A 26,973-nucleotide genomic window follows, 5' to 3' on the forward strand; every position below is an offset into this window, starting at 1 on the left:
AATCGGCGCATCCCGGCGAACTGTCGATCGTCGAATGGATCATGTCGGCCGAGGCTGCCGAAAAGGCGGTTCGACGGTCGACGGGGTCGCTCGAATGATGGTGAGGTTCTGCGAGATTGGGACGCCTCGCTTCGGCGCCGCTCGCGCAAGCAACCTGCAACGCGGCTGAAGGATCGGTGCAAGCGCCCGATCGGCGGGCTCGCCGCCGATGCCGCTCGCCGCATTCATCTCCCTTCCCCGATCGCCTCCGCGACCGCGCGCACGCGCGCCCCGTGCACCGCATCCTTGATCTTCGCGGGCTCGCCCGCGTGAGCCTGCGCGATCGCGCCCGCGTCGACCGAGCGCGCGGCGACGAGCGCCTGCCGCAGCCGCTCGGCCTGCGGATAGGGCGTCGCCTCGAGGCCCAGGCGGCCGCGCGCATCGGCCTCGCTCGCCTGCAGCGCCTCGGCGAAGCGCGCGGGCTTGCGCAGCGCGTCGGCGCGCTCGAGCAACCGCACGAGCGCGGCCGCGCCCATCTCCATCACGCGATGCAGGTTGCCGTGCTCGCGCGCGACGACGAGCGCCAGATCGCGGCACTCGTTCGGCACGCGCAGCCGCTCGCACAGCGGCTTCAGCAGCTCGACGCTGCGCCCCTCGTGGCCGATGTGGCGCGGCAGCACGTCGGCGGGCGTCGTCGCCTTGCCGAGATCGTGCGTGAGCGCCGCGAAGCGCACGGGCAGCGAATAGCCCTGCTTCGCCGCGTGATCGATCACCATCATCACGTGGACGCCGGTATCGACTTCCGGGTGATAGTCGGCGCGCTGCGGCACGCCGAACAGCGCGTCGATCTCGGGCAGGATTCGCGCAAGCGCGCCGCATTCGCGCAGCACCGCGAACATCCGCGCGGGCTTCGCTTCCATCAGCCCGCGCGCGAGCTCCTGCCACACGCGCTCGGGCACGAGCGCGTCGACCTCGCCCGCCTCGGTCATCTCGCGCATCAGCACGGCCGTGCGCGGCGCGACCGAAAAATCGGCGAAGCGCGCAGCGAAGCGCGCGACGCGCAGAATCCGCACCGGGTCCTCGACGAACGCGTCGCCGACGTGCCGGAACACCTTCGCGCGCAAGTCCGCCTGCCCGCCGAACGGATCGACGACCGGCCCGACGAGCGCGCCGCCCGGGCTCACTTCGCGCGCCATCGCGTTGATCGTCAGGTCGCGCCGCGCGAGATCCTGCTCGAGCGTCACGTCGGGCGCGTAATGGAACCGGAAGCCGTGATAGCCGGCCGCCGTCTTGCGCTCGGTGCGCGCGAGCGCGTATTCCTCGTGCGTGTCCGGGTGCAGGAACACCGGAAAATCCTTGCCCACCGGCTTGAAGCCTTGCGCGGCCATCTGCTCGGGCGTCGCGCCGACGACGACGTAGTCGCGGTCGCGCACCGGCAGGCCGAGCAATTCGTCGCGGATCGCGCCGCCCACCGCGTAGACATTCATCGCGACGGCCCGTAGATGTCGATCACACGGGTTTCGCCGCGCGCGCCCTCGATCCATTCGCGCACGGCCGGCAGCTCGGCGACGCGCGCGGCATAAGCGCTCGCTTCGGCCGACAGCGGCGGCTCGTACGTCTTGAAGCGCAGCACGACGGGCGCGTACATCGCATCGACGATCGAAAACTCGCCGAACAGGAACGGGCCGCCCGACGCGGCGAGACAGGTGCGCCACAGCTCGTCGATGCGCGCGACGTCGGCAAGCGCGGCGGGCGTCGCGCCACGCCCCGGGTGCGATTCGCGCACGTTGAGCGGCATGTCGCTGCGCAGCGCGCCGAAACCCGCGTGCATCTCGGCGCACACGCTGCGCGCCTGCGCCCGCGCGGCCGGGTCGCGCGGCCACAGCGCGTATTGCGGGAAGCGCTCGGCGAGCGTTTCGAGGATCGCGAGCGAATCCCAGACCGCGCCGCCGTCGTCGTCGACGAGGCACGGCACCTTGCCGGACGGCGAGTGCGCGCGGATACGCGCCGTCGTGTCGTCGAGGCGCAGCCCGATCATCACTTCGTCGAACGGAATCGCGAAGTGCTTCATCAGCACCCACGGGCGCATCGACCACGACGAGTAGTTCTTGTCTCCGATCACGAGTTTCATGGGGTTCTTCCTGTAGTTGTCGATTGTCCGGCCGACCGGCGGCGGCCGCCATCGTTGCGGATGCTCACCGGCGCGAGCGCCAGCCGGAAAAGCGCGAGCGCAGCGCGGCGTCGCCGATGTAGGTCGGCGCGATGCTTTCGAGGCTCGCGGGCGTGATCCCGAGCTCGGGCGAGATCGGTCCCGTCATCACGCTCGGCACCGACAGCGAAGCGAGATTGTCGCGCGTGATGAGCGGCTCGCCCGGCAGCATCTCGAACACGCAGGCTTGCAGCCGCGCAAGCGCGTCGGGCAGCCGGACGATTCGCGCGTGGCGGCCGACGAGCCGGCCCGCATAGCGCACGAGCTCCTCGAGCCGATACGTGCGCGGCCCGCCGAGCTCGTAGGTCTTGCCGCGCGTCGCGTCGCGCGCGCATGCGTTCGCGATCGCCTGCGCGACGTCGCCGACGTAGATCGGCTGCATCAGCGCATCGGGCATCGCGAGCGGCACCACCGGAAAGATCCGCTGAAGCCGCGCGAACGTATTGAGGAACGCGTCGCCCGGGCCGAACACGATCGACGGCCGGAACACCGTGACGCCGAGCGCGCCCGCCGCGGCCTGCGCGTGCAGCGCGGCCTCGCCGTCGCCTTTCGAGCGCAGGTACATGCTGGGCGCGCGCGGATCGGCGCCGAGCGCGCTCACGTGGAGCACGCGCGGCACGCGCGCTTCGATGCACGCCGCTGCGAGCGCCGCGGGCAGCGCGACGTGCAGCCGCTCGAAGCCCTCGCCGTACGGCGTGCCGCGCCCGCCGTGCAGCACGCCGACGAGATCGACGGCCGCTCTCGCGCCCGCCACGAAGCGCGCAAGTGCGCGCACGTCGAAGGCGGAAAGCTCGACGATGTCGACGGGCAGCATCGCGAGATGCCGCGCATGCTCGCGGCGGCGCGTCGCGATCCGCACGCGCGCGCCCGCTTCGACGAGCGTGTTGACGAGGCGGCTGCCGATGAAGCCCGTGCCGCCGAGTACGGCGATGGTCTGGCCCTGCATGATCGTGCCCCACCAAAGCGCGCCGCCGCGCGACGCGCGGCGGCGAAACCCACACGAAACCCCGGCTACGCCCGCAAAACGCTTGCGCTTGCGCGACGCTCACGCGCGGCGCGCGTCACGGCGCGATGAAGCCGAGGCGAGCCTTCAGCGACTGCGGCTTCTTCTCGAAGAGCGCCGCATAGTACGTCTCGTTCGACAGCACGTTCTTCACGTAATCGCGCGTCTCGTTGAACGGGATCGTCTCGGCGAAGATCGCGCCCTCGACCGGCCGCGCGAGCGCCTGCCGCCACTGGGCAGGCCGGCCCGGCCCGGCGTTGTAGCCCGCCGTCGCGAGCACCGCCGAGTTGTCGAACTTCTGATAGATGTCGGACAAATACCAGGTGCCGAGCTGCACGTTCGTGTCGATGTCGTGCATCTGCGCGCGCGTGACCGTGCCGAGGCCGAGCTTCTTCGCGACGAGCTGCGCGGTTGCCGGCATCAGCTGCATCAGGCCGCCCGCGCCCACCGACGAGCGCGCGTTCGTGATGAAGCGCGACTCCTGGCGGATCAGCCCGTACGCCCATTCGATGTCGAGCCCGTTGGTCTGCGCGTAGCGCTCGACGACGTCGCGGTACGGCGACGGATAGCGCAGCGAGAAATCGTGCTCGGCCGTCGTGCGATCGGCCGTGTTGACCGTGCGGTCGAGCAGGTCGACGCGCTTGCCGTACTCAGCCGCCGCGAGCAGTTGCCGATCGGTCATCCCGCGCAGCGACCAGTTCCATTCGCGATTGCCCTCGAGCCGCAGATTGAGCGCGTAGAAGCGCTGCGCGAGCGCGAAGCCCGGCACCTTGCTCATCGCGTCGATCTCGGCGTCCGTCACCTTCGTGCGCGGCGGGATCACCGTCTTCTGGCCGAGCTCCTCGCCCGCGAGCTGGCCGTAGAAGTTGAACTGCCCGGCGATCCGCTCGAATTCCTGGTTCGCCTTCAGCGTGTCGCCCGTCTCCTTCAGCGCGCGGCCGCGCCAGTAGATCCACGTCGTGTCGTCGCGCAGCCGCTCGGGCATCTGGTCGATCGAGCGGCGCACCATCGGCCAGTCGCCCGCGAGCAGCGCCGCGCGCACGCGCCACTCGTACGCGGAATTCGAGAGCGGCGCGTCCATCGATTTGCGATACCACGACGACGCCTGCGGCAAGCGCTTCACCGCCGCCTGATAGCCGATCTCGCCCCAGCCGATCGCCTGCTCGGCGGCCGACAGCGTCGACGCGAGCGACGTGAGCTGGCCCGCCGCCGCCTCCGGATCGTTGCGCGCCATCCGCGTGATCGCGACGAGCGCGAGCTGCCGCGACGCCGCGTCGGCGCCGACGCCGCGCGCGAGGAAGAGCGGCGGCGCGCTCGTCACCTGGTCGAAGGCGGCCGGGCGCGGGCCGAGCGCGTCGGCGATCTTGCCGCCGAGCGTCGTGTAGTTCTGCTCGTACGCGAGGCGCACCTGCGCCCACACGTCGTCGCTCGAGAACTGCTGGTTCGCCGCGAGCGCGGTGATGAGATCGACGCACGCGTCGCCGTAATACTTCGGCTCGACGAGCAGCTCGCGCGCCATGTCCGCGACGTTCTCGCCGTGCGCCGCGCGCGATTCGAGCGAATAGCACTTGACCTGCGTGTCGTCGTCGAGCACGAAGCGCTTGTATTGCTCGTCGAAATTGCGCCAGTCGTGGCGCGCGCCGAGCACGAGCAGGTAATCGTTGCGCATCCGGTCGGCGATCGCCTGGCCGTCGTAGCGCGACAGGAACGACAGCACCGGCGCGTCGGGCGCGTCGAGCCGCGCATGGCCCGACGAATCGAACAGCTGCGGCTTGATCTGGAAGTATTCGAGATACGACGGCGCCGGATAATTCGGGATCGTCGCCGCGAGTTGCGCGGCGCGCACCGGATCGTTCTTGCGCGCGGCTTCGCGCAGCTGGACGAAGGCCTGATCGTCGTTCGACGACGCTTCGTCGGCGGTCTGCGCGGCGCAGGCGGCCGCCCCGACGGCCAGCACGGCGGCGACAAGGGGCGCCGCGACCGCGCGATATACTCGAAAAAGGCTGGTGGACATCGTTGTGAACGGAGCACTCTAGTGAGCGAAAGCATAGCACGCGCCCCGGCGCCGAATCCGAAGCAAACGCTGCGCGAAACGCTTGCGCAGCGCCGCCTCGACGCGAATCGCTCGGCGCTCGCGCACGACGCGCTCGCGCAGCGCGTGCTCGCGATCCTCGCGGACAGCGCGCCGCGCACGGTCGGCTTCTATTGGCCGCTCGCGGGCGAGTTCGACGCGCGCGACGCGATCGCGTCGTGGCTCGCGGGCGACGCGGGCCGGCAGGCCGCGCTGCCCGTGATCGGCCAGCCCCGCACGCCGCTCGAATTCCACGCGTGGACGCCCGATGCGCCGATGCGCGAGGGCCGCCATCGGATTCCCGAGCCCGCGGCGGGCGCGCGGCTCGTGCCGGACCTGCTGCTGATTCCGTGCGTCGGCTTCGATCACGGCTGCTTCCGGCTCGGCTACGGCGGCGGGTATTACGACCGCACGCTCGCCGCGTGGCCCGGCGCCGCGCGGCCCGTGACGGTCGGGCTCGCCTACGACGCGTGCGGGGTGCGCGAGCTGCCGCGCGAAGCGCACGATCTGCCGCTCGACTGGATCGTCACCGAATCGCGGAGTTACCGCTCGGGCGACTGAGGCGGCGACACGGCGGCACGGCGGCACATCGACGCGCCTGACGCGGCCGCCAAGCCCGACACGCCGACATATCGACGCGCCCGACACGCGGGCGCGCCGCCCGTCGGGCCGCCGCCAAGCCCGCCTAGAGCGAAGCGGCCGCGCGCGCCGCGGTGTCGTACAACCCGGACGCGTGGCGCAACAGTTGCGCGGCGTCGCCGATCTGCTCGTTCGTGAGCCCGCTGTCCTTCAGGGTCTCGATCAGGCAGCGCTCGCGCACGTCGCGATACTTGAGGCAGAGCGCGCGGCCCGCGCCGGTCGCCTCAAAGAACACCTCCTTGCCTGTCTTTTCGCTTTTTACGTACCCTCTAGCTACCAGCTTCTTGAGCGCATACGTCGCGACGTGCGTGTCCTCGATGTTGAGCACGAAGCAAATGTCGGCGAGTTTCTTCTTGCGGTCCCGGTGGCTCACGTGGTGCAGCAGCGACACTTCGACGGCCGTCATGTCCTTCGCCCCCGCAGCAGCCATGCACCGGACCATCCAGCGATTGAACGCGTTTCCCGCCATGATGAGCGCATATTCGAGCTCGGACAGCTCCGCGCTCGTCTCGGAAACGAGATGTTCGGACGATACGATCTTGGTCGGATGACGCTGCATGGCGAATCGGCGAAGGTGGAGCGAAGGTGCGCGAAAGTGTACGCCAAGATCGTCCGCGCGGCGTCCGCCGAAATTTTTCGACGAGAAGTTATCGACATTTTATTGATAATGTATTCTTCACCCGGCCCAACGCCGTTTGCTTGCCATCGATGATCACTCCACGCATCTATCCGCTTGGCGATACCGCCCTCGTCTGCGAGGCGCCCCCTCCCGCGACGCTCGAATGCCAGCGCCGCGTGTGGGCGGTCGCGAGCGCGGCGGCGGGCTGGCCGCACGTCGTCGACGTCGTGCCCGGCATGAACAATCTGACGATCGTGTTCGATCCGCTCGAGACGACGGCCGACGCGCTCGCGCCACTGATGAAGACCGCGTGGCGCGATGCGGACCAGGTCGCCGAAAGCAGGCGCGAGGTCGAGATCCCCGTCGAGTACGGCGGCGCGTTCGGCCCCGATCTCGACGCGGTCGCGAAGCACACGGGGCTTGCGCGCGACGAAGTCGTGCGGCGCCATTCGGCGGGCACCTACGTCGTGTTCTTCCTCGGCTTCCAGCCGGGCTTCACGTACATGGGCGGCCTCGACGGTTCGCTGCACACGCCGCGGCGCGCCGCGCCCCGGCTCGAAGTGCCGGCCGGCTCGGTCGGCATCGGCGGCGAGCAGACGGGCATCTATCCGGCCGCCGCGCCGGGCGGCTGGCAGCTGATCGGCCGCACGCCGCTCGCGCTCTTCGATCCCGCGCGCACGCCGCCGACGCTGCTGCAGCCGGGCGATCGCGTGCGCTTCACCGTCGCAGGAGTGCATAGCGGATGACTTCACGCCAAGGAACAGGCGGCATCGAAGTGCTGCGCGCCGGCCCGCTCTCGACGATCCAGGATCTCGGCCGCCGCGGCTATCGCCATCTCGGCGTCGCGCAAAGCGGCGCGCTCGATTCGCTCGCGCTCGAAGTCGGCAATCGCCTCGTCGGCAACCGGCCGGACGCCGCCGCGATCGAAATCACGCTCGGCCCCGCGTCGTTCCGCTTTCCGCGCGCCACACGCGTCGCGATCACCGGCACCGAGTTCGGCGCGACGCTCGACGGCGTGCCCGTCTACTCGTGGTGGAGCGTGCCCGTCGCGGCCGGCCAGACGCTCGCGCTGCCCGTCGCGAAGCGTGGGATGCGCGGCTATCTGTGCGTGGCGGGCGGCATCGACGTGCTGCCGATGCTCGGCTCGCGCAGCACCGATCTCGCGTCGCGCTTCGGCGGCCTCGGCGGGCGCATGCTGCGCGACGGCGATCGCCTGCCCGTCGGCATGCCGCCCGCCGGCGCGTCCGCGTGCGTCGCGCCCGACGCGCCCGAGTTCGGCGTGAAGGCGCCCGCGTGGTGTGCGTTCGCGCGCGTCGACGAGCATCCGCGCCGCCACAAGCACACGCACGCCGCATGGGCGATGCCCGTGCGCGTGCTGCCCGGCCCGCAATACGCGGGCTTCGCGCCGGCGGCGCAACAGGCGTTCTGGGACGAGGAATGGATCGTGACGCCGAACAGCAACCGGATGGGCTACCGGCTCTCGGGCGCGAAGCTCGAACGCGCGGAATCGGGCGACCTGCTCTCGCACGCGGTGCTGCCGGGCACGATCCAGGTGCCGGGCAACGGCCAGCCGATCGTGCTGATGAACGACGCGCAGACGACGGGCGGCTATCCGCGGATCGGCGCGGTGATCCGCGCGGACCTCTGGAAGCTCGCGCAGGCGCGCCTGAACCTGCCGATCCGCTTCGTCCGCGTGACGGCGGCGGCCGCGCGCGACGCGCTCGCCGCCGAGCGCGCGTACCTGCGGCAGATCGACATCGCGATCGAGATGCGCGAGGAGGCGCTGCAGCGCACGCGCGCCGCGCGCGGGGTGGCCGCATGAGATTCTGGAGGACCGAGGGCCGCGGCGCGGCCGGCCGGTCGCGAACGCTTTAGGCAGAAACATCATGGAAATCGATTTGAACGCCGACCTCGGCGAAGGCTGCGGCTCCGACGAGGCGCTTCTCGACCTCGTCACGTCGGCGAACATCGCGTGCGGCTGGCACGCGGGCGGCGCCCAGGCGATGCGCGACTGCGTGCGCTGGGCGGTGGAAAAAGGCGTGTCGATCGGCGCGCATCCGAGCTTTCACGATCCGGAGAACTTCGGCCGCAAGGAAATGGACTTGCCCGCGGGCGAAATTTACGCGGGCGTGCTGTATCAGCTCGGCGCGCTGTCCGCGATCGCGCAGGCGGAAGGCGGGCGCATCGCGCACGTGAAGCCGCACGGCGCGCTGTACAACCAGGCGGCGCGCGACGCCGAGATCGCCGACGCGGTCGTGTCCGCGATCCACGATTTCGATCCGTCGCTCGCGGTGTTCGGCCTCGCGAAGAGCGGCTTCGTCGAAGCCGCGCGGCAAGCCGGGCTCGTCGCCGTCGAGGAAGTGTTCGCCGACCGCGGCTATCGCGCGGACGGCTCGCTCGTGCCGCGCAACCAGCCGGGCGCGTTCGTCGAAGACGAGGACGAGATGCTCGCGCGCACGCTCGAAATGGTCCGCGGCCAGCGCGTGCGCGCGGTCACAGGCGAATGGGTGCCGCTCAACGCGCAGACGGTCTGTCTGCACGGCGACGGTCCGCACGCGCTCGCGTTCGCCAGGCGAATTCGCGCGGCGCTCGAGGCGGCCGGCATCGACATGCACGCGCCGGGCGCGGAGCATGCGGGAGCGCGCGCTTAAGGGCGCTAGGTTCAAAGGCCCGAAGGGTTCGAGGTTCGAGGTTCGAGGTTCGAGGTTCGAGGTTCGAGGCCCGAGGTCCGACGCCCGGCCGGCGGCGCGCGCGTGTGCGCAGCGACCCGGCCCGGCGCACACGGTTCGCCGCGATCGCGCGCATTCGGATGCGCGGCTCGACGCGCGGGACGCCCTGCGGGCCCGAGCATCGCGCAAATCGCGGCGCAGCGCACGACTGACGCGAGCAGGCCGGCGTCTGACCGACGGCCGCCGCGCGCCGAACGGCCGCGAACGATGAACTCCGCCCGGCGCGCGCCACGCGCCGGGCGCACACGACACCTTGCATGCGGCGGGCCGCGCCCGCCGCAAGAACCATTCGCCGACGCGGCGAAGGCCGGCGCGCGCGCATGCTCGCGCGAGCCGCCTTCGCCCGGATCGCGCGGACGCGCGCAACGAACGCGCGCCCGCCCTGCAGTCCCGAGCGGCCACGAGAGCCGCAAAGGCCCATCGGCGCGCCGGCCGCGCGCCGATCGCAAGCCGCCCGCGCGCCGCTCCAAGACGGCGCGCGTCAACCCATGTCAGGAGAATGTTCATGCAAGGCACCGTAAGTCTATGGCCGCTGATCGGCGTCGCCGTGATCGTTGTCGGCTTCGCGCTGCGCTTCAATCCGATGCTGATCGTCGCCACCGCGGCGATCGCGACGGCCGCGAGCGCGCACTTCCCGCCCGAGCGGATTCTCGCCGCGATCGGCGCGGGCTTCCTCAAGACCCGCAACATCCCGCTCATCCTCCTGCTGCCGCTCGCCGTGATCGGCCTCCTCGAACGGCACGGGCTGCGCGAGCGCGCGCAGGCGTGGATCGCGAACATCCGGGCGGCCACGGCGGGACGCCTTCTCATCATCTATCTGCTCGTGCGCGAGCTGACCGCGGCCGTCGGCCTGACGGGCCTCGGCGGCCATCCGCAGATGGTGCGGCCGCTGATCGCGCCGATGGCCGAGGGCGCGACCGAGAATCGTTTCGGTCCGCTGCCCGACGCGATCCGCCACCGGCTGCGCGCGTTCGCCGCCGCGACCGACAACGTCGGCCTCTTCTTCGGCGAGGACATCTTCGTCGCGTTCGGCGCGATCGTGCTGATGGTGACGTTCCTGAAGGAAGCGGGCATCGCGGTGGAACCGATGCACGTCGCGCTCTGGGGCATTCCGACCGCCGTATCCGCGTTCCTGATCCACGGCTTCCGGCTGTGGCTTCTCGATCGCCGGCTCGAACGCGAACTGCGCGCGCTGGCCGCGCCGCTCACCGCCGCCACCGCCGCCGCCGCCACCGCCGCCGACCACGGAGGCCGCGCATGACGCTCACGATTACTTACCTGTTCTGGCTCGTCGGCCTCGTGCTGCTCGCCGTCGGCGCGACGATCGTCACCGACCGCGCGCACCCGCGCCGCTTCACCACGGGCGGCTTCTGGCTGCTCTACGCGCTCGTCTTCATCGTCGGCGACACGCTGCCCGTCGAGCTCGTCGGCGCGCTCGTGATCGCGATGGCGCTGATCGCGGGCTTCGGCGGCGTGACGGCGGCCAAGCCGAAGCTGCCGGCCGACGAAATCCGCCGCGCGAGCGCCGCGCACATCGGCAACCGGCTCTTCGTGCCCGCGCTCACGATTCCGTTCGTGACGGTCGCGATCACGCTCGCGGCGAGCCATCTGCACGTCGGCGGCGCGCCGCTCGTCGATCCGAAAAACGTCACGCTGATCGGTTTCGGCATCGGCTGCGTGATCGCGCTCGGTTTCGCGTGCCGGATCACGCGCGATTCGGTCGGCCAGTCGTTGCAGGAGGCGCGGCGCCTCATCGACGCGCTGTCGTGGGCGGCCGTGCTGCCGCAGATGCTCGGCATGCTCGGGCTCGTGTTCTCGGATGCGGGCGTCGGCAAGGCGGTCGCGCACGTGACGACGGCGTACGTGAACCTCGACTACCGGTTCGTCGCGGTCGCGGTGTACTGCATCGGCATGGCGCTCTTCACGATGGTGATGGGCAACGGCTTCGCCGCGTTTCCGGTGATGACGGGCGGCGTGGGCGTGCCGATCCTCGTCAACGTGTTCCATGGCGATCCGGCCGTGATGGTCGCGATCGGGATGTTCTCCGGCTACTGCGGCACGCTGATGACGCCGATGGCCGCGAACTTCAACATGGTGCCCGCCGCGCTCCTCGAGCTGCCCGACAAGAACGGCGTGATCAAGGTGCAGATCCCGACCGCGCTCGCGCTGCTCGCGGCGAACATCGTGCTGCTGAATATCCTGATGTTTCGGTGAACGGGCGCGGGCGCGCGGGCATGCGGGCCATGAAAAAAGCGCCCTCGGGCGCTTTTTCTTCGACCGGCCGATCGACCGGCCGATTAACCGGCCCGATTAACCGGCCGAGCGGTTCGGCCAGCGGCCGCCCGCTTGATGCAGCGGCCCGTCAGCCGCCGCGCGCGTCGCAACGAAGCCCGACGCTTTGGATAAAAAATGCGTCCGCCGCCGCCCGCATCTGCTTCCCCCGGCCGAACGGCGGAACGTCCATTGAGTAGGCGTATGTGCCTGCATGTTGGCTTGTTGTGGTGATTGGCCCCGTCGTGCATGCAGACAACCGCTGCCGACACGCTCGACGCGCGCCGGCAACGCTACCCCCGCGCTGTTTTTATTGTTCCCCGTAGCGCATTTTCTTTTTTACGACTTGGTGAAAGGAGAATAGATTTAGCCCCACGGAGTGTCAATCGTCGGAACACGCTCCGCTCGCCAAACACCGCAAAATTTGGGTTAATCCCTAGTCGTTCGGAATTCCCGATCACCCGGCGTCGACACGATAGCCCTGCTGCCGCAGCAACTCGAGCACGCCCTTCGGCCCGCCCAGGTGCAATGCGCCGATCGCGACAAAAAGCGGCTTGTTCGGCGCGGCGATCGCCGCCATGCGCGCGACGAAACGGCGGTTGCGCTCGTAGACGATCTTGTTGTCGATCGAATCGGCGATCGATCGCACGCGCGTGAGCCGCTCCGTCTTCGCGCTCGCCCATGCGGCGATCGCGTCCGCATCGCCGATGCGCCAGAGGCGGTGCAGCGCGCGCACGTCGTCGGCGTTCTGCGCGGGCGTCTGCGCCATGTCCTGCGCGAGCATCTCGCGCTGCTGCGCGAGCGTGAGCCCCGTGAACGCGCGCATCTGCTCGGCGAGCGTCTCGAGCCCGACCACCTTGCCGCCCTTTTTGCGCAGGAACACGTTCTGCAATTGCGCCTCGGTGCCGTATTCGGTCTGCAGGCCGGCCGACAGCGAATCGTACGTTTCGACGACGAGCGACGCGAGCCAAGGCCGCATGTGGCGGATGCCGGCGAGCGCGGCCGGATTGCCGCGCAGCCGGTTCGCGAGCTTCTGCCAGAGGGGCCCCGGCAGCAGGCGCGGCAGGCACGCATAGTTGCACACGCCGTACTTCGACACGTCGTCCTGCGATTCGAGCAGATCGTCGGGAGACAGCTCGAGCGCGAGCGTCGGCGACGCGGCGAGCGCCGCGAGAATCGGGCGGCGAAACGGCTGGTTCGCCGGATAGTCGGCAGGCTCGCCGACGTGCAGCGTGCCGAGCACGTAGACGGTGACCTTGCCCTTCGTCGCGACGTAGAACGGCATGCGCGCGGGCTGCGTGCGCACCGCGCCGCTCGCGACGGTGCCGTTCGACGTCGACGGCGGCGGCGCGTGAAAGCCCGGCAGCAACATGCTCGGCGTCGGAATCGGCGACTGCGGCACCGGCGCGGCCGCGACGCCGCCCGCCGCCAGCGCGCCGACGGTCGGCCACGCGAGCCCGCCCGCCGCGCACGCGCCGGCAAGCACGGCGCCCGCGAGCGCACGCGCGCGCCAGCGCCGGGGATTGCGTGCGGCTCGCGAAGCCGCGCGCCGCACGCCGTTACGCGAGCGGCGCGCGGCTTCGCGCGCCGCCACTGCCTCAGGCATTCGCCTCCCCCACCTCCTCGGCGCGATGGCAGGCCACGAGCCGGCCGTCGACTTCGCGCAGCTTCGGCTCCTCGGCGCGACACCGCTCGACCGCGTACGGGCAGCGCTGATGGAATGCGCAGCCCGACGGCGGATTGAGCGGCGACGGCAGCTCGCCCTGCAGCTTGATCTGGATCTTGCGGTCCGCCTCGAAGATCGCGGGCGTCGCCGACATCAGCGCGCGCGTATACGGATGCCTCGGCCGCGCGTAGATCGTCTTCTTGTCGCCGAGCTCCGCGACGCTGCCGAAGTACATCACCATCACGTCGTCGGCGATGTGCTCGACGACGGCGAGGTTGTGCGAGATGAACACGTAGCTCGTCTTGAACTGTTCCTGCAGATCCATGAAGAGATTCAGGATCTGCGCCTGAATCGACACGTCGAGCGCGGACACCGGCTCGTCGGCGACGACGATCTGCGGATCGAGGATCATCGCGCGCGCGATCGCGACGCGCTGGCGCTGCCCGCCCGAGAACATGTGCGGATAGCGCTTCGCGTGCTCCGGGCGCAAGCCCACCGTGCGCATGATTTGCGCGATTCGCTGCGCGCGCTCGGCGGCCGTCAGATGCGTGTTGATCGCGAGCGGCTCGGCGAGCGTCTGCTCGACCGTCTTGCGCGGATTCAGCGACGCGAACGGATTCTGGAACACCATCTGCACGCGGCGGCGCAGCGCAGCGATCGTCTCGCGATCCGCGCCCGCGACGTCGCGGCCGTCGATCGACAGATGCCCGGACGTCGGCTGCTCGATCATCGTCAACTGGCGCGCGAGCGTGGACTTGCCGCAGCCGGATTCGCCGACGACGGCGAGCGTCTTGCCGCGCACGAGCGAGAACGACACGCCGTTCAGCGCCTTCACGGTGCCGTGCCCGAACATCCCGCGCCGAACCGTGTAGTGCTTCGCGAGATGGTCGGCGACGAGCACGATGTCGTCGCGCGCGGCGGACTCGCGCGTTTCGTAGACTGCGTTCATCGCGCGCCTCCTTCCGTATGCGCCGCTTGCAGATTGAGCGGCTTGATGCAGCGCACGCGCATGCCGGTGCCCGGCACGAGCTCGGCGAGCGCGGGGCGCGCCTTCGTGCAGTCGTCGACGACGTACTTGCAGCGCGGCGCGAACAGGCACCCGCTCGGCCGGTCGTCGCGGCCCGGCACCATCCCGGGAAGCGCGGCGAGCCGCTTCGCGCCCGCGTTGTGCTCGGGTATCGCCGCGAGCAACGCTTCGGTGTACGGATGATGCGGATGCGCGAAGATGTCCGGCACGCGATTCGTCTCGATGATCTCGCCCGCGTACATCACCGCGACGCGCTGCGCGACTTCCGACACGACCGCGAGATCGTGCGAAATCAGCACGAGCGCCATCCCGCGCTCCTTCTGCAACGTGACGAGCAGATCCATGATCTGCGCCTGGATCGTCACGTCGAGCGCGGTCGTCGGCTCGTCGGCGATCAGGAGCTTCGGATTGCAAGCGACCGCCATCGCGATCATCACGCGCTGGTTCATGCCGCCCGACATCTGGTGCGGAAACGTGCCGATGCGGTTCTTCGCATCGGGAATCCCGACCTGGTCGAGCAGTTCGAGCGCGCGCTTGTTCAGCGCGTCGCCGCGCAGGCCCTCGTGCAGCTTCAGCACCTCCTTGATCTGATAGCCGACCGTGTAGCTCGGGTTCAGGCTCGTCAGCGCGTCCTGGAACACCATCGCGATGTCCTTGCCGATGATCCCGCGGCGCGCCTTCGGGCTCGCCTTCAGCAGATCGACGCCGTCGAACGCGATTTCGTCGGCGGTGACGATGCCGGGCGCGTCGATCAGGCCCATCAGCGCCATCATCGTCACGCTCTTGCCCGAGCCGGATTCGCCCACCACGCCGACCACTTCGCCGCGCGCGATGGACAGGTTGATCCTGTCGACCGCGGGTAGCCCGTTGAAGTTCACCGCGAGATTGCGGATGGTCAATAAATCGCTCATGTCACGCCATCCGTTTGAGTTTGGGATCGAGCGCGTCGCGCAGCCCGTCGCCGAGCAGGTTGATCGCGAGCACCGAGATCAGGATCGACAGGCCGGGCATCGTGACGATCCACCAGGCATTGTCGATGTAATCGCGCGCCGACGCGAGCATCGCGCCCCACTCGGCCGTCGGCGGCTGCACGCCGAGGCCGAGGAAGCCGAGCGCGGCGGCGTCGAGGATCGCCGACGAAAAGCCGAGCGTCGCCTGCACGATGAGGGGCGCCGTGCAGTTCGGCAGCACCTGCGAGAACATCAGGCGCAGCGTGCCCGCGCCCGCGACGCGCGACGCCGTCACGTACTCCTTCTGCAGCTCGCCCAGCGCCGACGCGCGCGTCAGGCGCACGTACGCGGGCAGCGCGACGATCGCGATCGCGAACATCGTGTTGGTCAAGCCCGGGCCGATGATCGCCACGACCGCGACCGCGAGCAGCAGCGACGGCAGCGCGAGCAGCACGTCCATCACGCGCATCACGGGCGTGTCGGCCCACTTCTGGAAGAACGCGGCGACGAGCCCGAGCACGACGCCGGGAATCAGCGCGAGCACGACCGACACGAAGCCGATCCAGAACGACATCCGCGCGCCGTACATCAGGCGAGAGAGAATGTCGCGGCCCGCTTCGTCGGTGCCGAGCACGAATTGCCAGTTGCCGCCCTCGAGCCACGCGGGCGGAATCTTCACGTGGTCGCGGTACTGCTCGATTGGGCTGTGCGGCGCGAGCACCGGCGCGAGCAGCGCGACGACGACCAGCACGAGCACGACGACGCCCGCGCCGACCGCGCCGCGATTGCGGGAGAAATTCGCCCAGAATTCGCGCAGCGCGAGCACGCGGCCGCTGAGCGCCGCTCCCTGCGACGGCATCGCGTTTTGCATGTCGCTCATTGCGCCTCCCGCGTGGCCACGCGCGCGATTGCGGCCGCGGCGGTCGAGCGCCGGGGCAGCGGATGAATACGAGTGTGGGGATGCATGTTCGATTACCTCGTATGGCGAATGCGCGGGTTCAACACGCCGTACAGCAGATCGACGACGAGATTCACGACGATCACGAGCGTCGCGATCAGCAGGATGCCGCCTTGCACGACCGGATAGTCGCGCCGTCCGATCGCGTCGATGAGCCACTTGCCGACGCCCGGCCACGAGAACAGCGTCTCGGTGAGCACCGCGCCCGCGAGCAGCGTGCCGACCTGCAGGCCGATCACCGTGACGACCGGGATCAGCGCGTTGCGCAACGCGTGCACGACGACGACACGCACGGGCGAGAGCCCTTTCGCGCGCGCGGTGCGGATGTAGTCTTCGCGCAGCACTTCGAGCATCGACGAGCGCGTCATCCGCGCGATCACCGCGAGCGGAATCGTGCCGAGCACGATCGCGGGCAGGATCAGATGGCTCACCGCCGACGCGAACGCGCCCTCCTCGCCGGAGAGCAGCGTGTCGATCAGCATGAAGCCCGTCGCATGGGGAATCTCGTACTCGACCGCGATGCGGCCCGACACGGGCGTCCAGCCGAGCGTGGACGAGAACACCATGATGAGGATGAGGCCCCACCAGAAGATCGGCATCGAGTAGCCGGTGAGCGCCGTGCCCATCACGCCGTGATCGACGATCGTGCCGCGCCTGAGCGCGGCGAACACGCCGGCCGGCAGCCCGACGGCGAGCGCGAACGCGAGCGCGCAGGCCGACAGCTCGACCGTCGCGGGAAAGCGCGCGAGGAACTCGCCCATCACGCTCGTGTTGGTGATGATCGACATGCCCAGGTCGCCGTGCAGCGCGCGGCCGACGTAGTGCAGGTACTGGAGGGGCAGCGGCTCGTCGAGCCCGAGGCGATGCAACGCCTCCGCATGCATTGCGGGATCGACGCCGCGCTCGCCCATCATCACTTCGATGGGGTCGCCCGGTATCAGATGAATCAGCGCGAACGCGAGCACCGTGATGCCGATGAAAGTCGGGATCACCATGCCCACGCGGCGCAAGACGAATCGGAACATGACGCTTCTCGATATTTTCTTGGGGGGGAAATGTGCGACCGGCGACGAGGAGCACATGGCCCCCCGTCGCCGGTGATTATCGTGCAGTCGGCCTAACGGCGCACCAACGCGCTTATTTCACGCTGACGCCGTCGAAGCGCGCATAGCCGAGCGGCTCGATCCGCATGTCGACGACGCTCTTGCGCACCGGCTGATAGACGGTCGAGTTCGCGATCGGCGAGAACGGCAGCTGCTGCGCGAAGATCTGCTGCGCCTGCGTGTAGATCTTCGTGCGGCCGTCCTGCGAGGTCGTCACGCGCCCCTTCTGTACGAGCTCGTCGAACGGCTTGTAGCACCACTCGGAGAAGTTGTTGCCCTTCACCGCCTCGCAGCCGAGCAGCGTGCCGAGCCAGTTGTCGGGGTCGCCGTTGTCGCCGTTCCAGCCGATCAGCATCGTGTCGTGCTCGCCCGAATGCGCGCGCTTGATGTACTCGCCCCACTCGTACGTGACGATCTTCGCCTGCACGCCGATCTTCGCCCAGTCGGCCTGGATCATCTCGGCCATCAGCTTCGCGTTCGGGTTGTACGGGCGCTGCACGGGCATCGCCCACAGCGTGATCGGGAAGCCGTTCGGGTAGCCCGCCTTCGCGAGCAGCGCCTTCGCCTTCGCCGGATCGTAGGCCGCAGCCTTCAGGTTCTTGTCGTACGACCATTGCGTCGGCGGCATCGGCGCGCTCGCCGCCTGGCCCGCGCCCTGGTAGACGGATTCGAGAATCGCCTTCTTGTTGATCGCCATGTCGAGCGCCTGGCGCACCTCGAGCTTGTCGACCGGCTTGTGCTGCACGTTGTACGCGAGATAGCCGAGATTGAAGCCCGGCAGCGACGGCATGTCGACGTTCGCATCGGCCTTCAGCGTCGCGATGTCGGCGGGCCGCGGATAGCTCATCACCTGGCACTCGTTGCGCTTGATCTTCTGCACGCGCACGCCCGGATCGGGCGTGATCGAGAAGATCAGCTTCGAGATCTTCACCGCGCCCTTCTTCCAATAATCAGGATTGCCGTCGAATCGGATCGTCGCGTCCTTCGTGTAGCTGCGGAAGATGAACGGGCCCGTGCCGATCGGCTTCTGGTTGATGTCGGCCGCCTTGCCCGCCTTCATCAGCTGATCCGCGTATTCGGCGGAGAGGATCGACGCGTACTCCATCGCGAGGTTCTGGATGAACGGCGCGTTCGGCTCCTTCAGCGTGAAGCGCACCGTGTACGGATCGACCTTTTCGATCTTGACGATCAGCTTGTCGAGGCCCATGTCGGTGAAGTACGGGAACGACACCGGATAGGCCTTGCGGAACGGCTGGTTCGGATCGAGCATCCGCTCGAACGTGAATACGACGTCGTCCGCGTCGAATTCGCGCGTCGGCTTGAAGAAATCGGTGTTATGGAATTTGACGCCGTGGCGCAGATGGAACGTATAGATCTTGCCGTCGGACGAAATGTCCCACTTCTCGGCGAGGCCGGGCTCGACCTTCGTGCCGCCGCGCTCGAATTCGACGAGGCGGTTGTAGATCGGGAACGTCGACGCGGTGAAATCGACGCCCGTCGTGAATTGCGCGGAATCGAAGCCCGCCGGGCTGCCTTCTGAGCAGTAGACGAGCGTTTTGTTCGGGATCTGTGCGAATGCAGAGCCCGCGACGCCGAACGATGCCGCTGCGACGCCCGCGATGGCGGTAACACGCAGCGCGCGCAACAGACGATTATGTTCCATGTTTCCTCCAGGTCTCCAGTTCAAGGCCGGCCTAGGCCAGCGTACGCGGATATTACTTGAGCTTTCGTAAGAGGAACAAGCTGGAGAAAAAACCATTCGTCATGCGCGCGCGATCGCGAAACGCGCTGCCGGGCCGCGCGCGGCGCGTGCGCCGCCGAGCTCATTCGGCACGATTCGCCGCGATCAGCGTTATCCCTGATATCTTCGTTTTTTCGTAACGGTCTTCGGCGATGAATCGGGTTCGATACGTGACTGATACGGATTGCGCGATTTTTATTGGCGCGCGTTCGCGCCGACGTCTTGCGTATCGACCGCGTATCGACCGCGTATCAGCCGCGTATCAGCCGCGTATCAGCCGCGTATCAGCCGCGTATCAGCCGCGCATCGGCCACGCATCGGCCACGTATCGACCGCACATCAGCCGCACATCAGCCGCGCGGCCCGCCGCCGTCAATCGAGATCGGCGCTTCTCGCCGGCACGAACGCGACCGCGACGAACGACAGCGCGAGCCCCGCCATCACGTAATAGGTCGGCGCCAGCGGCGTGCCCGTCGTCTTGACGAGCCACGTGACGATGAACGGCCCGAAACCGCCGAACACCATCACCGCGACGTTATACGCGAGCGACAGGCCCGTCGAACGCGCGCTCGCCGGAAAGAGCTCGGCGATCATCGCGCCGAACGGTCCGTAGTAGCCGGCGAGCGTCACCGACAGGATCGCCTGCACGAGAATCAGCCGCGCGATGCTCGGCGACGCGTCGAGCCAGAGGAAGAGCGGATAGATCATCACGAGCGTCAGCCCGAGCGCCCACAGCGACAGCCCCTTGCGCCCGATCCGGTCGGACCATGCGCCCGCGACGGGCGACAGCACCGTCAACAGCAGATTGCCGACGATCACGGCGTAGAACGACTGCGCGTAAGGCAGCTTCAGTTGCTTGACGGCGAACGTCGGCAGATAGCTGATGAGCACGTAGACGGTCACGGTGAGCGCGATCACCGCGCCGAGCCCGCACGTCACCGCGCGCCCGTGCTGCGCGAACACGTCGCGAAGCGTCACGCGCCGCCCGCGTGCGCGCGCATGCAGGAACGCTTCGGAATCGACGAGATGGCGGCGCACGTAGAAGCCGACCGGCCCGATCACGAGCCCGAGCAGGAACGGCACGCGCCAGCCCCATGCGTGCAGCGCCTCGGTCGACAGGCCGCGCGTGACGGCCGCGCCCACGAGCGAGCCGAACAGCAGCGCCGCCGCCTGGCTCGCCATCTGCCAGCTGCCGTAGTAGCCGCGCCGCGAGAACGGCGCCGCTTCGATCAGGAGCGCGGTTGCGCTGCCGAATTCGCCGCCCGCGGAGAAGCCTTGCAGCAGGCGTCCGAGCACGATGAGGAGCGGCCCGCCGATGCCGATCGCCGCGTAGGGCGGCGCGATCGCGATCAGGAGAATGCCGAACGTCATCATCAGGATCACGAGCGACAGCGCCGCCTTGCGCCCCGCGCGATCCGCGTAGAGGCCGAGCACGATGCCGCCGATCGGCCGCATGAAGAAGGCGACGCCGAACGTCGCGGTCGTGAGGAGCAGCGACGAATACTCGCGGCTGGTCGGAAAGAACAGCTCGGCGATCACGACCGTCATGAAGCTGAAGACGATGAAGTCGTACCACTCGAGCGCGTTGCCGATCACGGCCGCCACCACCGCGCGCCGGTTCAGCGCCTGTCCCGCCGTTTTCGTCGAAGCCGCAACGGATGCCATCCTCGCCCCTCGCTGTCGTCGTGCCTTTGTGTGATGTCGTCGTGCGTCGCGCGCCGATATCGCCGCCGAAAAAAGGCGGAGGCCGCGCCGACTGCCGTTGAGCGAGTGTAGAAAGCGGAGGAATCGATTTCAAGCAATAAAAAACGCCCGCCGTCGTCGGACGGCGGGCGTTTTGCACTTCGATGCGACGCGGCGCGCCGGCGCGAGACCGCCGCGCGCCGCTTCAGGTTTGCGTCATGCCATCTTCGTGAACGCGTTGCACCAGCCCTTCGCCGCCACCTGCTTGCCGGGGAACGCGCCGCACGGGCCCGACGCCGAGCCTTTCTTGCCCTGATACAGCATGCAGCCCGAACAGGCTTCGCCTGCCGCGTACTTCGGGAACTTCGCCTTGTCGACCTTGGTGGCGTCGGCCCTGTAGCCGAGCGCGACGGCAGTCGGATCGCTTTCGGACAGCATCGGCAGATCGGCCGAGAACGCTTCGCGCGTGAGCGCGAGCGCCGACACGGCCCCGACGCTCGTGATCAGGAAACTCCGGCGGGACGTTTTCATGGGAATTCGCTCCAACATTGTGGGTTGTCGCTGCTCTAGCGGCAGCAGCGCACAAGCATACCGCTCATGCACCCAAATGTGACGCGGGTAATTCCGAAGATAAGCCAATCGAAAACAAGAAATCGTCATGCAACCTACGCATGCTACGTGCGCGCGGCCATTTCGCCGACGCGCTGCGCGATCGCGAGCGCCGCGGTGAGCCCGGGCGACTCGATGCCGAACAGGTTCACGAGCCCGCGCACGCCGTGCTGCGCGACGCCCTGGATCACGAAATCGGCGGTGGGCTCGCCCGGCCCGGCGACTTTCGGGCGGATGCCCGCGTACGCCGGCTGCAGCGAGCCGTCGGGCAATCCCGGCCAATACGAGCGGATCGACGTGTAGAACGCTTCTGCCCGGCGCGGATCGACGTCGTAGCGCAGCGCGTCGATCCATTCGACGTCGGGCCCGAAGCGCGCCTGCCCGGCGAGATCGAGCGTCAGATGCACGCCGAGCCCGGCCCGGTCCGGAACCGGATAGACGAGATGCGCGAACGGCACGCGGCCGGCTAGGCTGAAGTAATTGCCGCGCGCGAGATAAAGGGGCGGCACCCAGCGCGAATCGAGCCCGCGAACGCGCCTCGCGAGCGCCTGCGCGCCGAGCCCCGCGCTGTTGATCACGCATGCGGCTTCGACTTCGGTCGGCGTTGCGCCGCCGACGCGCACGACGAAGCCGCCGCCCGCCGCGTCGATCGATTCGACGGGCGAGCGCAGCGCGCACGACGCGCCGCCGCGCTCGGCGTCGCCGAGCAGCGCGAGCATCAGCTGATGGCTGTCGACGATGCCCGTGCTCGGCGAGAACAGCGCCTCGATGCATTCGAGCTCGGGCTCGAGCGCCTGCACTTCGTCGCGCGACAGCGTGAGCAGATCGAGCACGCCGTTTTCCTCCGCGCGCGCGGCGATCGCCTTCAGCTGCTTCACCTGCGAAGGCGACGTCGCGACGACGAGCTTGCCGCAGCGCCGGTGCGGCACGTGGTGCGTCTCGCAGAAGTCGTACAGCAGGTCGCGCCCGTGCACGCACAGCGACGCCTTCAGCGATCCGCGCGGATAGTAGAGCCCCGCGTGGATCACCTCGCTGTTGCGCGAACTCGTGCCCGTGCCGATCGCGTCGGCCGCCTCCAGGATCAGCGTCTCGCGTCCGCGCGCGGCCAGCTCGCGCGCGATCGCGAGGCCGACCACGCCGGCGCCGATCACCACACAGTCAATCCGCTCCATCGTCATTCGCGTCGCTCACGCTTCGAAGGCAGGACATACGATTGTACGTCGCGCGAAGCGTGTGCGCGTGGCGCCCGTCAAAAGCCGATCGGCCGGCGGCGCCCCGCGCTCTCGCCGGTGCGGATGTCGTGCGGCGCGATCGCGTCGCGCCCGTCGAGCCGCGCCGCGCCGAACGCGTGCAGCAGCACGCGGCGCATCGTGCGCGGCTGCATCGCGGCGAGCACGTCGAGCGCATCGTCGCCGAGCGCGTCGGGAAAGCGCCTTCCCCACGCATGCGCGTTGCGGATCTCGCCGTAGATCGTCTGCGCGATGCGGCGCGCGCCCGACGCGTCGGGCGGCTCGATCTCGTAGACGTTCATCCGGTTCATGATCGGCTCGGGAATCGCGCTCGCGTCGTTCGCGGTCGCGATCCAGATCACGTTGCCCGCGTCGATCGGCACCTCGGCGAATTCGTCGACGAACGCGCACGCGGTGTCGTGCTCGAGCAGCGCATACAGCGCGCCGAGCGGATCGTACTGCGCGTCGCTGCCCGCCTTGTCGATCTCGTCGATCGCGATCACGGGGTTCGAGTAGCAGCCGTTGACGAGCGCATCGAACACCTTGCCCGGCTTCGCGTTCTTCCACTGCGACGACGCGCCCGAGAGCACCCAGCCCGCCGTGAGCGAGCTCATCGGCACGTAGTGGTAAGCGGTCCCGAGCATCTTCGCGAGCGCCTTCGCGAAATGCGTCTTGCCGATGCCCGGCTCGCCGAGCAGGAGGATCGGCATCAATTCGAGGCGGTCGTCGGTTTCCAGGCAGAGCGCCACCTGCTTGCGCACGTCGTCGAGCAGCTCGGCGAAGTTCGGCAATTCCTCCGCGAGCGAATCGAATGCGGGCATCCGCGTCGGCTTCACGCAAAAGCGCAGATTGCCCGTCTTCAGCATCTTCTCGTAGGTCGCGCGCAGCGCATCGCTCGCACCTTCGTTCAGATCGTTCAGCGCCGTCTCGACACGGTCCAGATCGTAGACCGTGCTGAACGACGCCACCGCCAGTTCCTGTTTCACCATCGCCGTCGTCATCGCCCACCTCGCCTTGCTACTGCTGCCTGCCCATCAGACCCCTTCGATTTCAGTGTAGCCAGCCCGGCGTCCACTGCAAGCGAGCAGCCGTCTGGGGCTGCTGCTAACATGCCCGCGATGCTGCACGCGGCACGCGCCGCGCGTATGATCGTGAGTTCACGTCGTGCGCATCGCGCCGCAAACCGCGGTCCGCAACGCGTGCGCGCGCGGCGCGCGCCGCCGCCGCATTCGCCGCTCGCGCCCGCGCCTGAGCCCGCGCGGCGCGCCCGTTTGCCGCGCCGCCCGATGCTTGAAAATCCGCACGCCGCGCACATGTCGTCGATGTCCCCGATAACGGCGCCGCGTGCGAAAGATGAACCGAGCAAAAACCCGCGCGGTCGGAAGTTCGATGATTTCGTTTAAGCGTAAGATGCCCGCCTGCCCTGCCTCCCGGCTCGCCCGCGCCGGAAAATTCGTACTCGAAGCCGGCGTTGCCGGCGCGCTCGGCGCCGCCGCGTTCGGCGCGCATGCACAGAGCGGCCCGCAGCCCGTGATCGATTGGGAGATCCAGGTGGTACGCGACGGCCAGACGATCGACACGTTCGAGCAGAAGACCACCGTCGGCCAGGCCCGCTCGGACACGCACGGCATTCCCGTCGCGCCCGCCGCCGGGTGCGGCGCCGCACCGGCGGCCGCGTCGGCCGCGGGCGCCCCCGCCTCCGGCCTGTCGCGCACGATCACGGTCGCGCCGCTGTACGTCGAGGGCAACGCGGTCGCGCTCGCGATCGACGCGCAGGAAACGCTCGCCGACGACGGCGCCGCGCCGTCCGCCGGCGCGCCGTGCACGCGCCCGCCGCCGCGTCGAATTGTCGCGAGCCATCCGGCCCTCGATGCGCGCGCCGCCCAGTGGACAGACTGGACCCTCGCCGAACGCAACCCGCAACTCGTCTATCGCGTGCGAGCGCGCGTCGTCGGGGACTGATCGATCATGCACGTGCCCGACACCCTGCCGCTCGCCGAGCCGCTGCCGGCCGAGAACGAGATCACGGCGGTGAGCTGGAATCTGCACAAGGGCCGCTCGCCGCTCGGCTTCACCGCGTGGGACGCGATGCGCAGCTGGGTGGAAGCGACGCACGCGGACGTCTATTTCCTGCAGGAAGCGATGGCGCGGCGCATGCCGCGACCGGTGCTCGCGTCCGGCTTCGGCACGCCGATGGCCGAGCCCGTCGACGACGTCTGGCACTGCCAGGCGACCGAGATCGCGCGCGCGCTCGACTGGCAAATCGCGCTCGGGCCGAACGTGTTCAAGCCCTCTTGGCGGCACGGCAACGCGATCCTGTCGCCGCACCCGCTCGATCTCGGCGGCCGCTGGGACATCTCGGCGCACCGCTTCGAGCGCCGCGGCCTGCTCGTTGCGCGCGCGACGCTCGCGGGCGGCGCGCCCGTCACGCTGCTGTGCGCGCACCTCGCGCTCACGCGCGCCGCGCGGCTGCGGCAAATGCACTGGATCGCGCACTGGATCGAGCGCCACGCGGGCGCGGGGCCGCTCGTGCTCGCCGGCGACTTCAACGATTGGCGCAACGACTCGATCTCGCTATTCGGCGACATCGGCCTGTCCGAAGTCGCGACGCTGCTCGGCGAATCGGGCCGCACGTTTCCGGCGTTCTCGCCCGCGCTCGCGCTCGACAAGATGTTCGTGCGCGGCATGACGCCGATCGAATGGCGCGCGCCCGGCGAGGAAACCGCCTGGCTGTCCGATCATCTGCCGTACATCGCGCGGCTGCGGCTGGATTCGCCGTGAGCGCGGCGGCGCGGCGGCGCGCTGCTACATTAACGGCTTGCCCCGTTTTCGAACCCGCGCCGCCATGAACCTGCTGCCGATCCTGTTGCAAATCTGTGCCGTCTACCTCGTCGCGCTCGTCACGCCGGGCCCGAACATCTTCATGATCTCGCAGCTGTCGCTGTCGGGCCGCCGCAGCCTCGGCGCGGTGTCGGCGCTCGGCGTCGGCACCGCGTCGCTCACGTGGGCGACGCTCGCGATGCTCGGGCTCGTGGCCGTGCTGCACCAGGTCGAATGGCTGTACGAGGCGATCCGGATCGGCGGCGCGGCCTATCTCGTGTATTTCGGCATCAAGCTGCTGCGCGCGAGCGCGCGGCGCGAGCCGGCGCCCGCATCCGACAGCGCCGGCGACGCCTGCGCCGCCCTGCCGCCGCCCGCGATGCGCGACTACCTGCACGCGTACCGCACGGGCCTCTTCACGTGCCTGACGAACCCGAAATCGTGCGCGTTCTGGACCAGCGTGTTCGCGGCGATGCTGCCCTCGCACGTCCCGCTGTGGTTCGACGGCGCGACATTGCTGGCGATCGGCGCGATGTCGGGCGGCTGGTATTGCGGCGTCGCGTACCTGTTCGCGAACCCGCGCGCGCAGCGCGGCTACCGGCGCGTGCGGCGCCCGCTCGACGCGCTGTGCGGGGCGGCGCTCGTCGGTCTCGGCGCGAAGCTCGCGGCCGACCGATGAGCGTCGCCGGAAAGAATGCGTTGCGCCAAATCCGCGCGCTCGCGGGGGGCAAGCCCGCGCGTGCCGCAAGCAGGGTAAAATAACAAGTTCCTCAATCGTCTCTCATCGAGAAGGCGCGTGTCCGACGCGCCGGCCGGCCGATCCGCGATCGGGCCGACGCCCTCGGTTTTTTGCCCGTTTTGGGGCCCGTTATACGCGTCCGTTTCCGAATCCATGAGCAAATTCGACACCGCTACCGTCCTGTCCGTCCACCACTGGACCGACACGCTGTTCAGCTTCACCTGCACCCGCGACCAAGGCCTGCGCTTCAACAACGGCGAATTCACGATGGTCGGCCTGGAAGTCGACGGCAAGCCGCTCACGCGCGCATACAGCATCGTGAGCCCGAACTATGAAGAACATCTCGAATTCTTCAGCATCAAGGTGCAGAACGGCCCGCTGACGTCGCGGCTGCAGCACCTGAAGGTCGGCGATTCGATCCTCATCGGCAAGAAGCCGACGGGCACGCTCGTCGCCGACAACCTGCTGCCCGGCAAGACGCTGTGGATGCTGTCGACGGGCACGGGCCTCGCGCCGTTCATGTCGATCATTCGCGATCCGGACATCTACGACCGCTTCGACAAGGTGATCCTCACGCACACGTGCCGCCTGAAGGGCGAGCTCGCGTACATGGATTTCATCAAGAACGACCTGCCGGGCCACGAGTACCTCGGCGAAGTGATCCGCGAGAAGCTCGTGTACTACCCGACCGTCACCCGCGAGGAATTCGAGAACGAAGGCCGGATCACCGATCTGATCTCGTCCGGCAAGCTGTTCACGGATCTGGACACCCCGCCGTTCTCGCCCGAGCACGACCGCGTGATGCTGTGCGGCAGCACCGCGATGCTGAAGGACACGACCGAGCTGCTGAAGAAGGCGGGCCTCGTCGAGGGCAAAAACAGCGCCCCCGGCCACTACGTGATCGAGCGCGCGTTCGTCGACTGATCCC

The 26,973-nt window shown here is 68.9% G+C and carries 25 protein-coding genes; 10 read left to right on the forward strand and 15 right to left on the reverse strand.

Annotation, left to right across the window (positions count from 1 at the left end; all coding sequences use genetic code 11):
* Positions 1-224: 224 nt before the first annotated feature.
* The 4 genes from X946_RS13860 to X946_RS13875 form a co-directional block, all read right to left on the reverse strand.
* Positions 225-1,466, reverse strand: a complete 1,242-nt coding sequence (locus X946_RS13860) for a multifunctional CCA addition/repair protein (protein WP_038748450.1) — start codon at positions 1,464-1,466, stop codon at positions 225-227.
* Positions 1,463-2,110, reverse strand: coding sequence for a glutathione S-transferase family protein (locus X946_RS13865; protein WP_038748452.1), 648 nt, complete (start codon positions 2,108-2,110; stop codon positions 1,463-1,465). The genes X946_RS13860 and X946_RS13865 overlap by 4 nt, the downstream gene beginning before the upstream one ends.
* 64 nt (positions 2,111-2,174) lie before the next feature.
* Positions 2,175-3,134, reverse strand: coding sequence for a complex I NDUFA9 subunit family protein (locus tag X946_RS13870; RefSeq protein ID WP_038748454.1), 960 nt, complete (start codon positions 3,132-3,134; stop codon positions 2,175-2,177).
* Positions 3,135-3,249: 115 nt separating this feature from the next.
* Positions 3,250-5,205: a lytic transglycosylase domain-containing protein gene (locus tag X946_RS13875; RefSeq protein WP_038748456.1), complete on the reverse strand. Its 1,956-nt coding sequence runs from the start codon at positions 5,203-5,205 to the stop codon at positions 3,250-3,252.
* A 21-nt stretch (positions 5,206-5,226) separates the two neighbouring features.
* Between X946_RS13875 and X946_RS13880 the strand changes: the two genes are divergently transcribed.
* Positions 5,227-5,823 carry a 5-formyltetrahydrofolate cyclo-ligase gene (locus tag X946_RS13880; protein WP_038748458.1) on the forward strand — a complete coding sequence of 199 codons (597 nt, stop codon included), beginning with the start codon at positions 5,227-5,229 and terminating at the stop codon, positions 5,821-5,823.
* A 124-nt stretch (positions 5,824-5,947) separates the two neighbouring features.
* Here the strand turns inward: X946_RS13880 and X946_RS13885 are convergent, their stop codons facing one another.
* The gene (locus X946_RS13885) at positions 5,948-6,460 is read right to left on the reverse strand and encodes a winged helix DNA-binding protein (RefSeq protein WP_038748460.1); all 513 of its coding nucleotides are present in this window, start codon (positions 6,458-6,460) and stop codon (positions 5,948-5,950) included.
* Positions 6,461-6,609: 149 nt separating this feature from the next.
* On the opposite strand from X946_RS13885, the gene pxpB reads away from it, so the two are divergent.
* The 5 genes from pxpB to X946_RS13910 all read left to right on the forward strand — a co-directional run bounded on the left by pxpB (position 6,610) and on the right by X946_RS13910 (position 11,463).
* Positions 6,610-7,266, forward strand: a complete 657-nt coding sequence (pxpB, locus tag X946_RS13890; RefSeq protein ID WP_038748462.1) for a 5-oxoprolinase subunit PxpB — start codon at positions 6,610-6,612, stop codon at positions 7,264-7,266.
* Positions 7,263-8,342 (forward strand): biotin-dependent carboxyltransferase family protein, encoded by a 1,080-nt coding sequence (locus tag X946_RS13895; protein WP_038748463.1) that lies wholly within the window; start codon positions 7,263-7,265, stop codon positions 8,340-8,342. Before pxpB ends, X946_RS13895 begins: the two co-directional genes overlap by 4 nt.
* A gap of 64 nt (positions 8,343-8,406) precedes the next feature.
* Complete coding sequence (pxpA, locus tag X946_RS13900) at positions 8,407-9,171, forward strand: 5-oxoprolinase subunit PxpA (RefSeq protein ID WP_038748465.1); 765 nt, start codon at positions 8,407-8,409, stop codon at positions 9,169-9,171.
* 583 nt (positions 9,172-9,754) lie between these two features.
* The gene (locus tag X946_RS13905; RefSeq protein ID WP_038748636.1) at positions 9,755-10,510 is read left to right on the forward strand and encodes a DUF969 domain-containing protein; all 756 of its coding nucleotides are present in this window, start codon (positions 9,755-9,757) and stop codon (positions 10,508-10,510) included.
* Positions 10,507-11,463, forward strand: coding sequence for a DUF979 domain-containing protein (locus tag X946_RS13910; protein ID WP_038748467.1), 957 nt, complete (start codon positions 10,507-10,509; stop codon positions 11,461-11,463). The genes X946_RS13905 and X946_RS13910 overlap by 4 nt, the downstream gene beginning before the upstream one ends.
* Positions 11,464-11,977: 514 nt before the next feature.
* Here X946_RS13910 and X946_RS13915 read toward each other — a convergent pair.
* From X946_RS13915 to X946_RS13960, 10 genes are all read right to left on the reverse strand, one after another.
* Positions 11,978-13,126, reverse strand: coding sequence for a TraB/GumN family protein (locus X946_RS13915; RefSeq protein WP_038748470.1), 1,149 nt, complete (start codon positions 13,124-13,126; stop codon positions 11,978-11,980).
* The gene (locus tag X946_RS13920) at positions 13,119-14,135 is read right to left on the reverse strand and encodes a peptide ABC transporter ATP-binding protein (RefSeq protein WP_038748472.1); all 1,017 of its coding nucleotides are present in this window, start codon (positions 14,133-14,135) and stop codon (positions 13,119-13,121) included. The genes X946_RS13915 and X946_RS13920 overlap by 8 nt, the downstream gene beginning before the upstream one ends.
* The gene (locus X946_RS13925) at positions 14,132-15,124 is read right to left on the reverse strand and encodes an ABC transporter ATP-binding protein (RefSeq protein WP_038748474.1); all 993 of its coding nucleotides are present in this window, start codon (positions 15,122-15,124) and stop codon (positions 14,132-14,134) included. The genes X946_RS13920 and X946_RS13925 overlap by 4 nt, the downstream gene beginning before the upstream one ends.
* A gap of 1 nt (position 15,125) precedes the next feature.
* On the reverse strand, positions 15,126-16,043 hold the full coding sequence (locus X946_RS13930; RefSeq protein WP_038748476.1) for an ABC transporter permease subunit: 918 nt from the start codon (positions 16,041-16,043) through the stop codon (positions 15,126-15,128).
* A 92-nt stretch (positions 16,044-16,135) separates the two neighbouring features.
* On the reverse strand, positions 16,136-17,146 hold the full coding sequence (locus X946_RS13935) for an ABC transporter permease subunit (RefSeq protein ID WP_038748478.1): 1,011 nt from the start codon (positions 17,144-17,146) through the stop codon (positions 16,136-16,138).
* A 112-nt stretch (positions 17,147-17,258) separates the two neighbouring features.
* A complete protein-coding gene (locus X946_RS13940; RefSeq protein ID WP_038748480.1) occupies positions 17,259-18,887 on the reverse strand; it encodes an ABC transporter substrate-binding protein in 1,629 nt (542 codons plus the stop codon).
* A gap of 450 nt (positions 18,888-19,337) precedes the next feature.
* Positions 19,338-20,630 carry an MFS transporter gene (locus X946_RS13945; RefSeq protein ID WP_038748482.1) on the reverse strand — a complete coding sequence of 431 codons (1,293 nt, stop codon included), beginning with the start codon at positions 20,628-20,630 and terminating at the stop codon, positions 19,338-19,340.
* Positions 20,631-20,864: 234 nt separating this feature from the next.
* Positions 20,865-21,179, reverse strand: a complete 315-nt coding sequence (locus tag X946_RS13950) for a high-potential iron-sulfur protein (protein ID WP_038748484.1) — start codon at positions 21,177-21,179, stop codon at positions 20,865-20,867.
* 143 nt (positions 21,180-21,322) lie between these two features.
* Positions 21,323-22,435 (reverse strand): NAD(P)/FAD-dependent oxidoreductase, encoded by a 1,113-nt coding sequence (locus X946_RS13955; RefSeq protein ID WP_081989565.1) that lies wholly within the window; start codon positions 22,433-22,435, stop codon positions 21,323-21,325.
* A gap of 71 nt (positions 22,436-22,506) precedes the next feature.
* Entirely contained in the window at positions 22,507-23,487 is a 981-nt protein-coding gene (locus X946_RS13960) for an AAA family ATPase (RefSeq protein ID WP_038748485.1), read from the reverse strand.
* Between the two features lie 388 nt (positions 23,488-23,875).
* On the opposite strand from X946_RS13960, the gene X946_RS13965 reads away from it, so the two are divergent.
* The 4 genes from X946_RS13965 (at position 23,876) to X946_RS13980 (ending at position 26,969) form a co-directional block, all read left to right on the forward strand.
* Complete coding sequence (locus X946_RS13965; protein WP_038748487.1) at positions 23,876-24,448, forward strand: hypothetical protein; 573 nt, start codon at positions 23,876-23,878, stop codon at positions 24,446-24,448.
* 6 nt (positions 24,449-24,454) lie between these two features.
* A complete protein-coding gene (locus X946_RS13970) occupies positions 24,455-25,267 on the forward strand; it encodes an endonuclease/exonuclease/phosphatase family protein (RefSeq protein WP_038748489.1) in 813 nt (270 codons plus the stop codon).
* A 64-nt stretch (positions 25,268-25,331) separates the two neighbouring features.
* On the forward strand, positions 25,332-25,985 hold the full coding sequence (locus X946_RS13975; protein ID WP_038748490.1) for a LysE family translocator: 654 nt from the start codon (positions 25,332-25,334) through the stop codon (positions 25,983-25,985).
* A 213-nt stretch (positions 25,986-26,198) separates the two neighbouring features.
* Positions 26,199-26,969 carry a ferredoxin--NADP reductase gene (locus tag X946_RS13980; protein ID WP_038748492.1) on the forward strand — a complete coding sequence of 257 codons (771 nt, stop codon included), beginning with the start codon at positions 26,199-26,201 and terminating at the stop codon, positions 26,967-26,969.
* The last annotated feature ends 4 nt before the right edge of the window (positions 26,970-26,973 follow it).

Origin of the sequence: Burkholderia sp. ABCPW 111 (genome assembly GCF_000773065.1) — a bacterium.
Lineage (GTDB): Bacteria > Pseudomonadota > Gammaproteobacteria > Burkholderiales > Burkholderiaceae > Burkholderia > Burkholderia savannae.

What these genes read in the sequence shown, in the direction of transcription:
- X946_RS13950 (WP_038748484.1), bottom strand. Translation starts at nt 21,179, where the DNA reads ATGAAAACGTCCCGCCGGAGTTTCCTGATCACGAGCGTCGGGGCCGTG.
- X946_RS13870 (WP_038748454.1), bottom strand. Translation starts at nt 3,134, where the DNA reads ATGCAGGGCCAGACCATCGCCGTACTCGGCGGCACGGGCTTCATCGGC.
- X946_RS13975 (WP_038748490.1), top strand. Translation starts at nt 25,332, where the DNA reads ATGAACCTGCTGCCGATCCTGTTGCAAATCTGTGCCGTCTACCTCGTC.
- X946_RS13910 (WP_038748467.1), top strand. Translation starts at nt 10,507, where the DNA reads ATGACGCTCACGATTACTTACCTGTTCTGGCTCGTCGGCCTCGTGCTG.
- X946_RS13965 (WP_038748487.1), top strand. Translation starts at nt 23,876, where the DNA reads ATGATTTCGTTTAAGCGTAAGATGCCCGCCTGCCCTGCCTCCCGGCTC.
- pxpA (WP_038748465.1), top strand. Translation starts at nt 8,407, where the DNA reads ATGGAAATCGATTTGAACGCCGACCTCGGCGAAGGCTGCGGCTCCGAC.
- X946_RS13970 (WP_038748489.1), top strand. Translation starts at nt 24,455, where the DNA reads ATGCACGTGCCCGACACCCTGCCGCTCGCCGAGCCGCTGCCGGCCGAG.
- X946_RS13895 (WP_038748463.1), top strand. Translation starts at nt 7,263, where the DNA reads ATGACTTCACGCCAAGGAACAGGCGGCATCGAAGTGCTGCGCGCCGGC.
- X946_RS13980 (WP_038748492.1), top strand. Translation starts at nt 26,199, where the DNA reads ATGAGCAAATTCGACACCGCTACCGTCCTGTCCGTCCACCACTGGACC.
- X946_RS13925 (WP_038748474.1), bottom strand. Translation starts at nt 15,124, where the DNA reads ATGAGCGATTTATTGACCATCCGCAATCTCGCGGTGAACTTCAACGGG.
- X946_RS13940 (WP_038748480.1), bottom strand. Translation starts at nt 18,887, where the DNA reads ATGGAACATAATCGTCTGTTGCGCGCGCTGCGTGTTACCGCCATCGCG.
- X946_RS13935 (WP_038748478.1), bottom strand. Translation starts at nt 17,146, where the DNA reads ATGTTCCGATTCGTCTTGCGCCGCGTGGGCATGGTGATCCCGACTTTC.
- X946_RS13945 (WP_038748482.1), bottom strand. Translation starts at nt 20,630, where the DNA reads ATGGCATCCGTTGCGGCTTCGACGAAAACGGCGGGACAGGCGCTGAAC.
- X946_RS13930 (WP_038748476.1), bottom strand. Translation starts at nt 16,043, where the DNA reads ATGAGCGACATGCAAAACGCGATGCCGTCGCAGGGAGCGGCGCTCAGC.
- X946_RS13955 (WP_081989565.1), bottom strand. Translation starts at nt 22,435, where the DNA reads ATGACGATGGAGCGGATTGACTGTGTGGTGATCGGCGCCGGCGTGGTC.
- X946_RS13860 (WP_038748450.1), bottom strand. Translation starts at nt 1,466, where the DNA reads ATGAATGTCTACGCGGTGGGCGGCGCGATCCGCGACGAATTGCTCGGC.
- X946_RS13865 (WP_038748452.1), bottom strand. Translation starts at nt 2,110, where the DNA reads ATGAAACTCGTGATCGGAGACAAGAACTACTCGTCGTGGTCGATGCGC.
- X946_RS13920 (WP_038748472.1), bottom strand. Translation starts at nt 14,135, where the DNA reads ATGAACGCAGTCTACGAAACGCGCGAGTCCGCCGCGCGCGACGACATC.
- X946_RS13915 (WP_038748470.1), bottom strand. Translation starts at nt 13,126, where the DNA reads ATGCCTGAGGCAGTGGCGGCGCGCGAAGCCGCGCGCCGCTCGCGTAAC.
- pxpB (WP_038748462.1), top strand. Translation starts at nt 6,610, where the DNA reads ATGATCACTCCACGCATCTATCCGCTTGGCGATACCGCCCTCGTCTGC.
- X946_RS13875 (WP_038748456.1), bottom strand. Translation starts at nt 5,205, where the DNA reads ATGTCCACCAGCCTTTTTCGAGTATATCGCGCGGTCGCGGCGCCCCTT.
- X946_RS13960 (WP_038748485.1), bottom strand. Translation starts at nt 23,487, where the DNA reads ATGACGACGGCGATGGTGAAACAGGAACTGGCGGTGGCGTCGTTCAGC.
- X946_RS13905 (WP_038748636.1), top strand. Translation starts at nt 9,755, where the DNA reads ATGCAAGGCACCGTAAGTCTATGGCCGCTGATCGGCGTCGCCGTGATC.
- X946_RS13885 (WP_038748460.1), bottom strand. Translation starts at nt 6,460, where the DNA reads ATGCAGCGTCATCCGACCAAGATCGTATCGTCCGAACATCTCGTTTCC.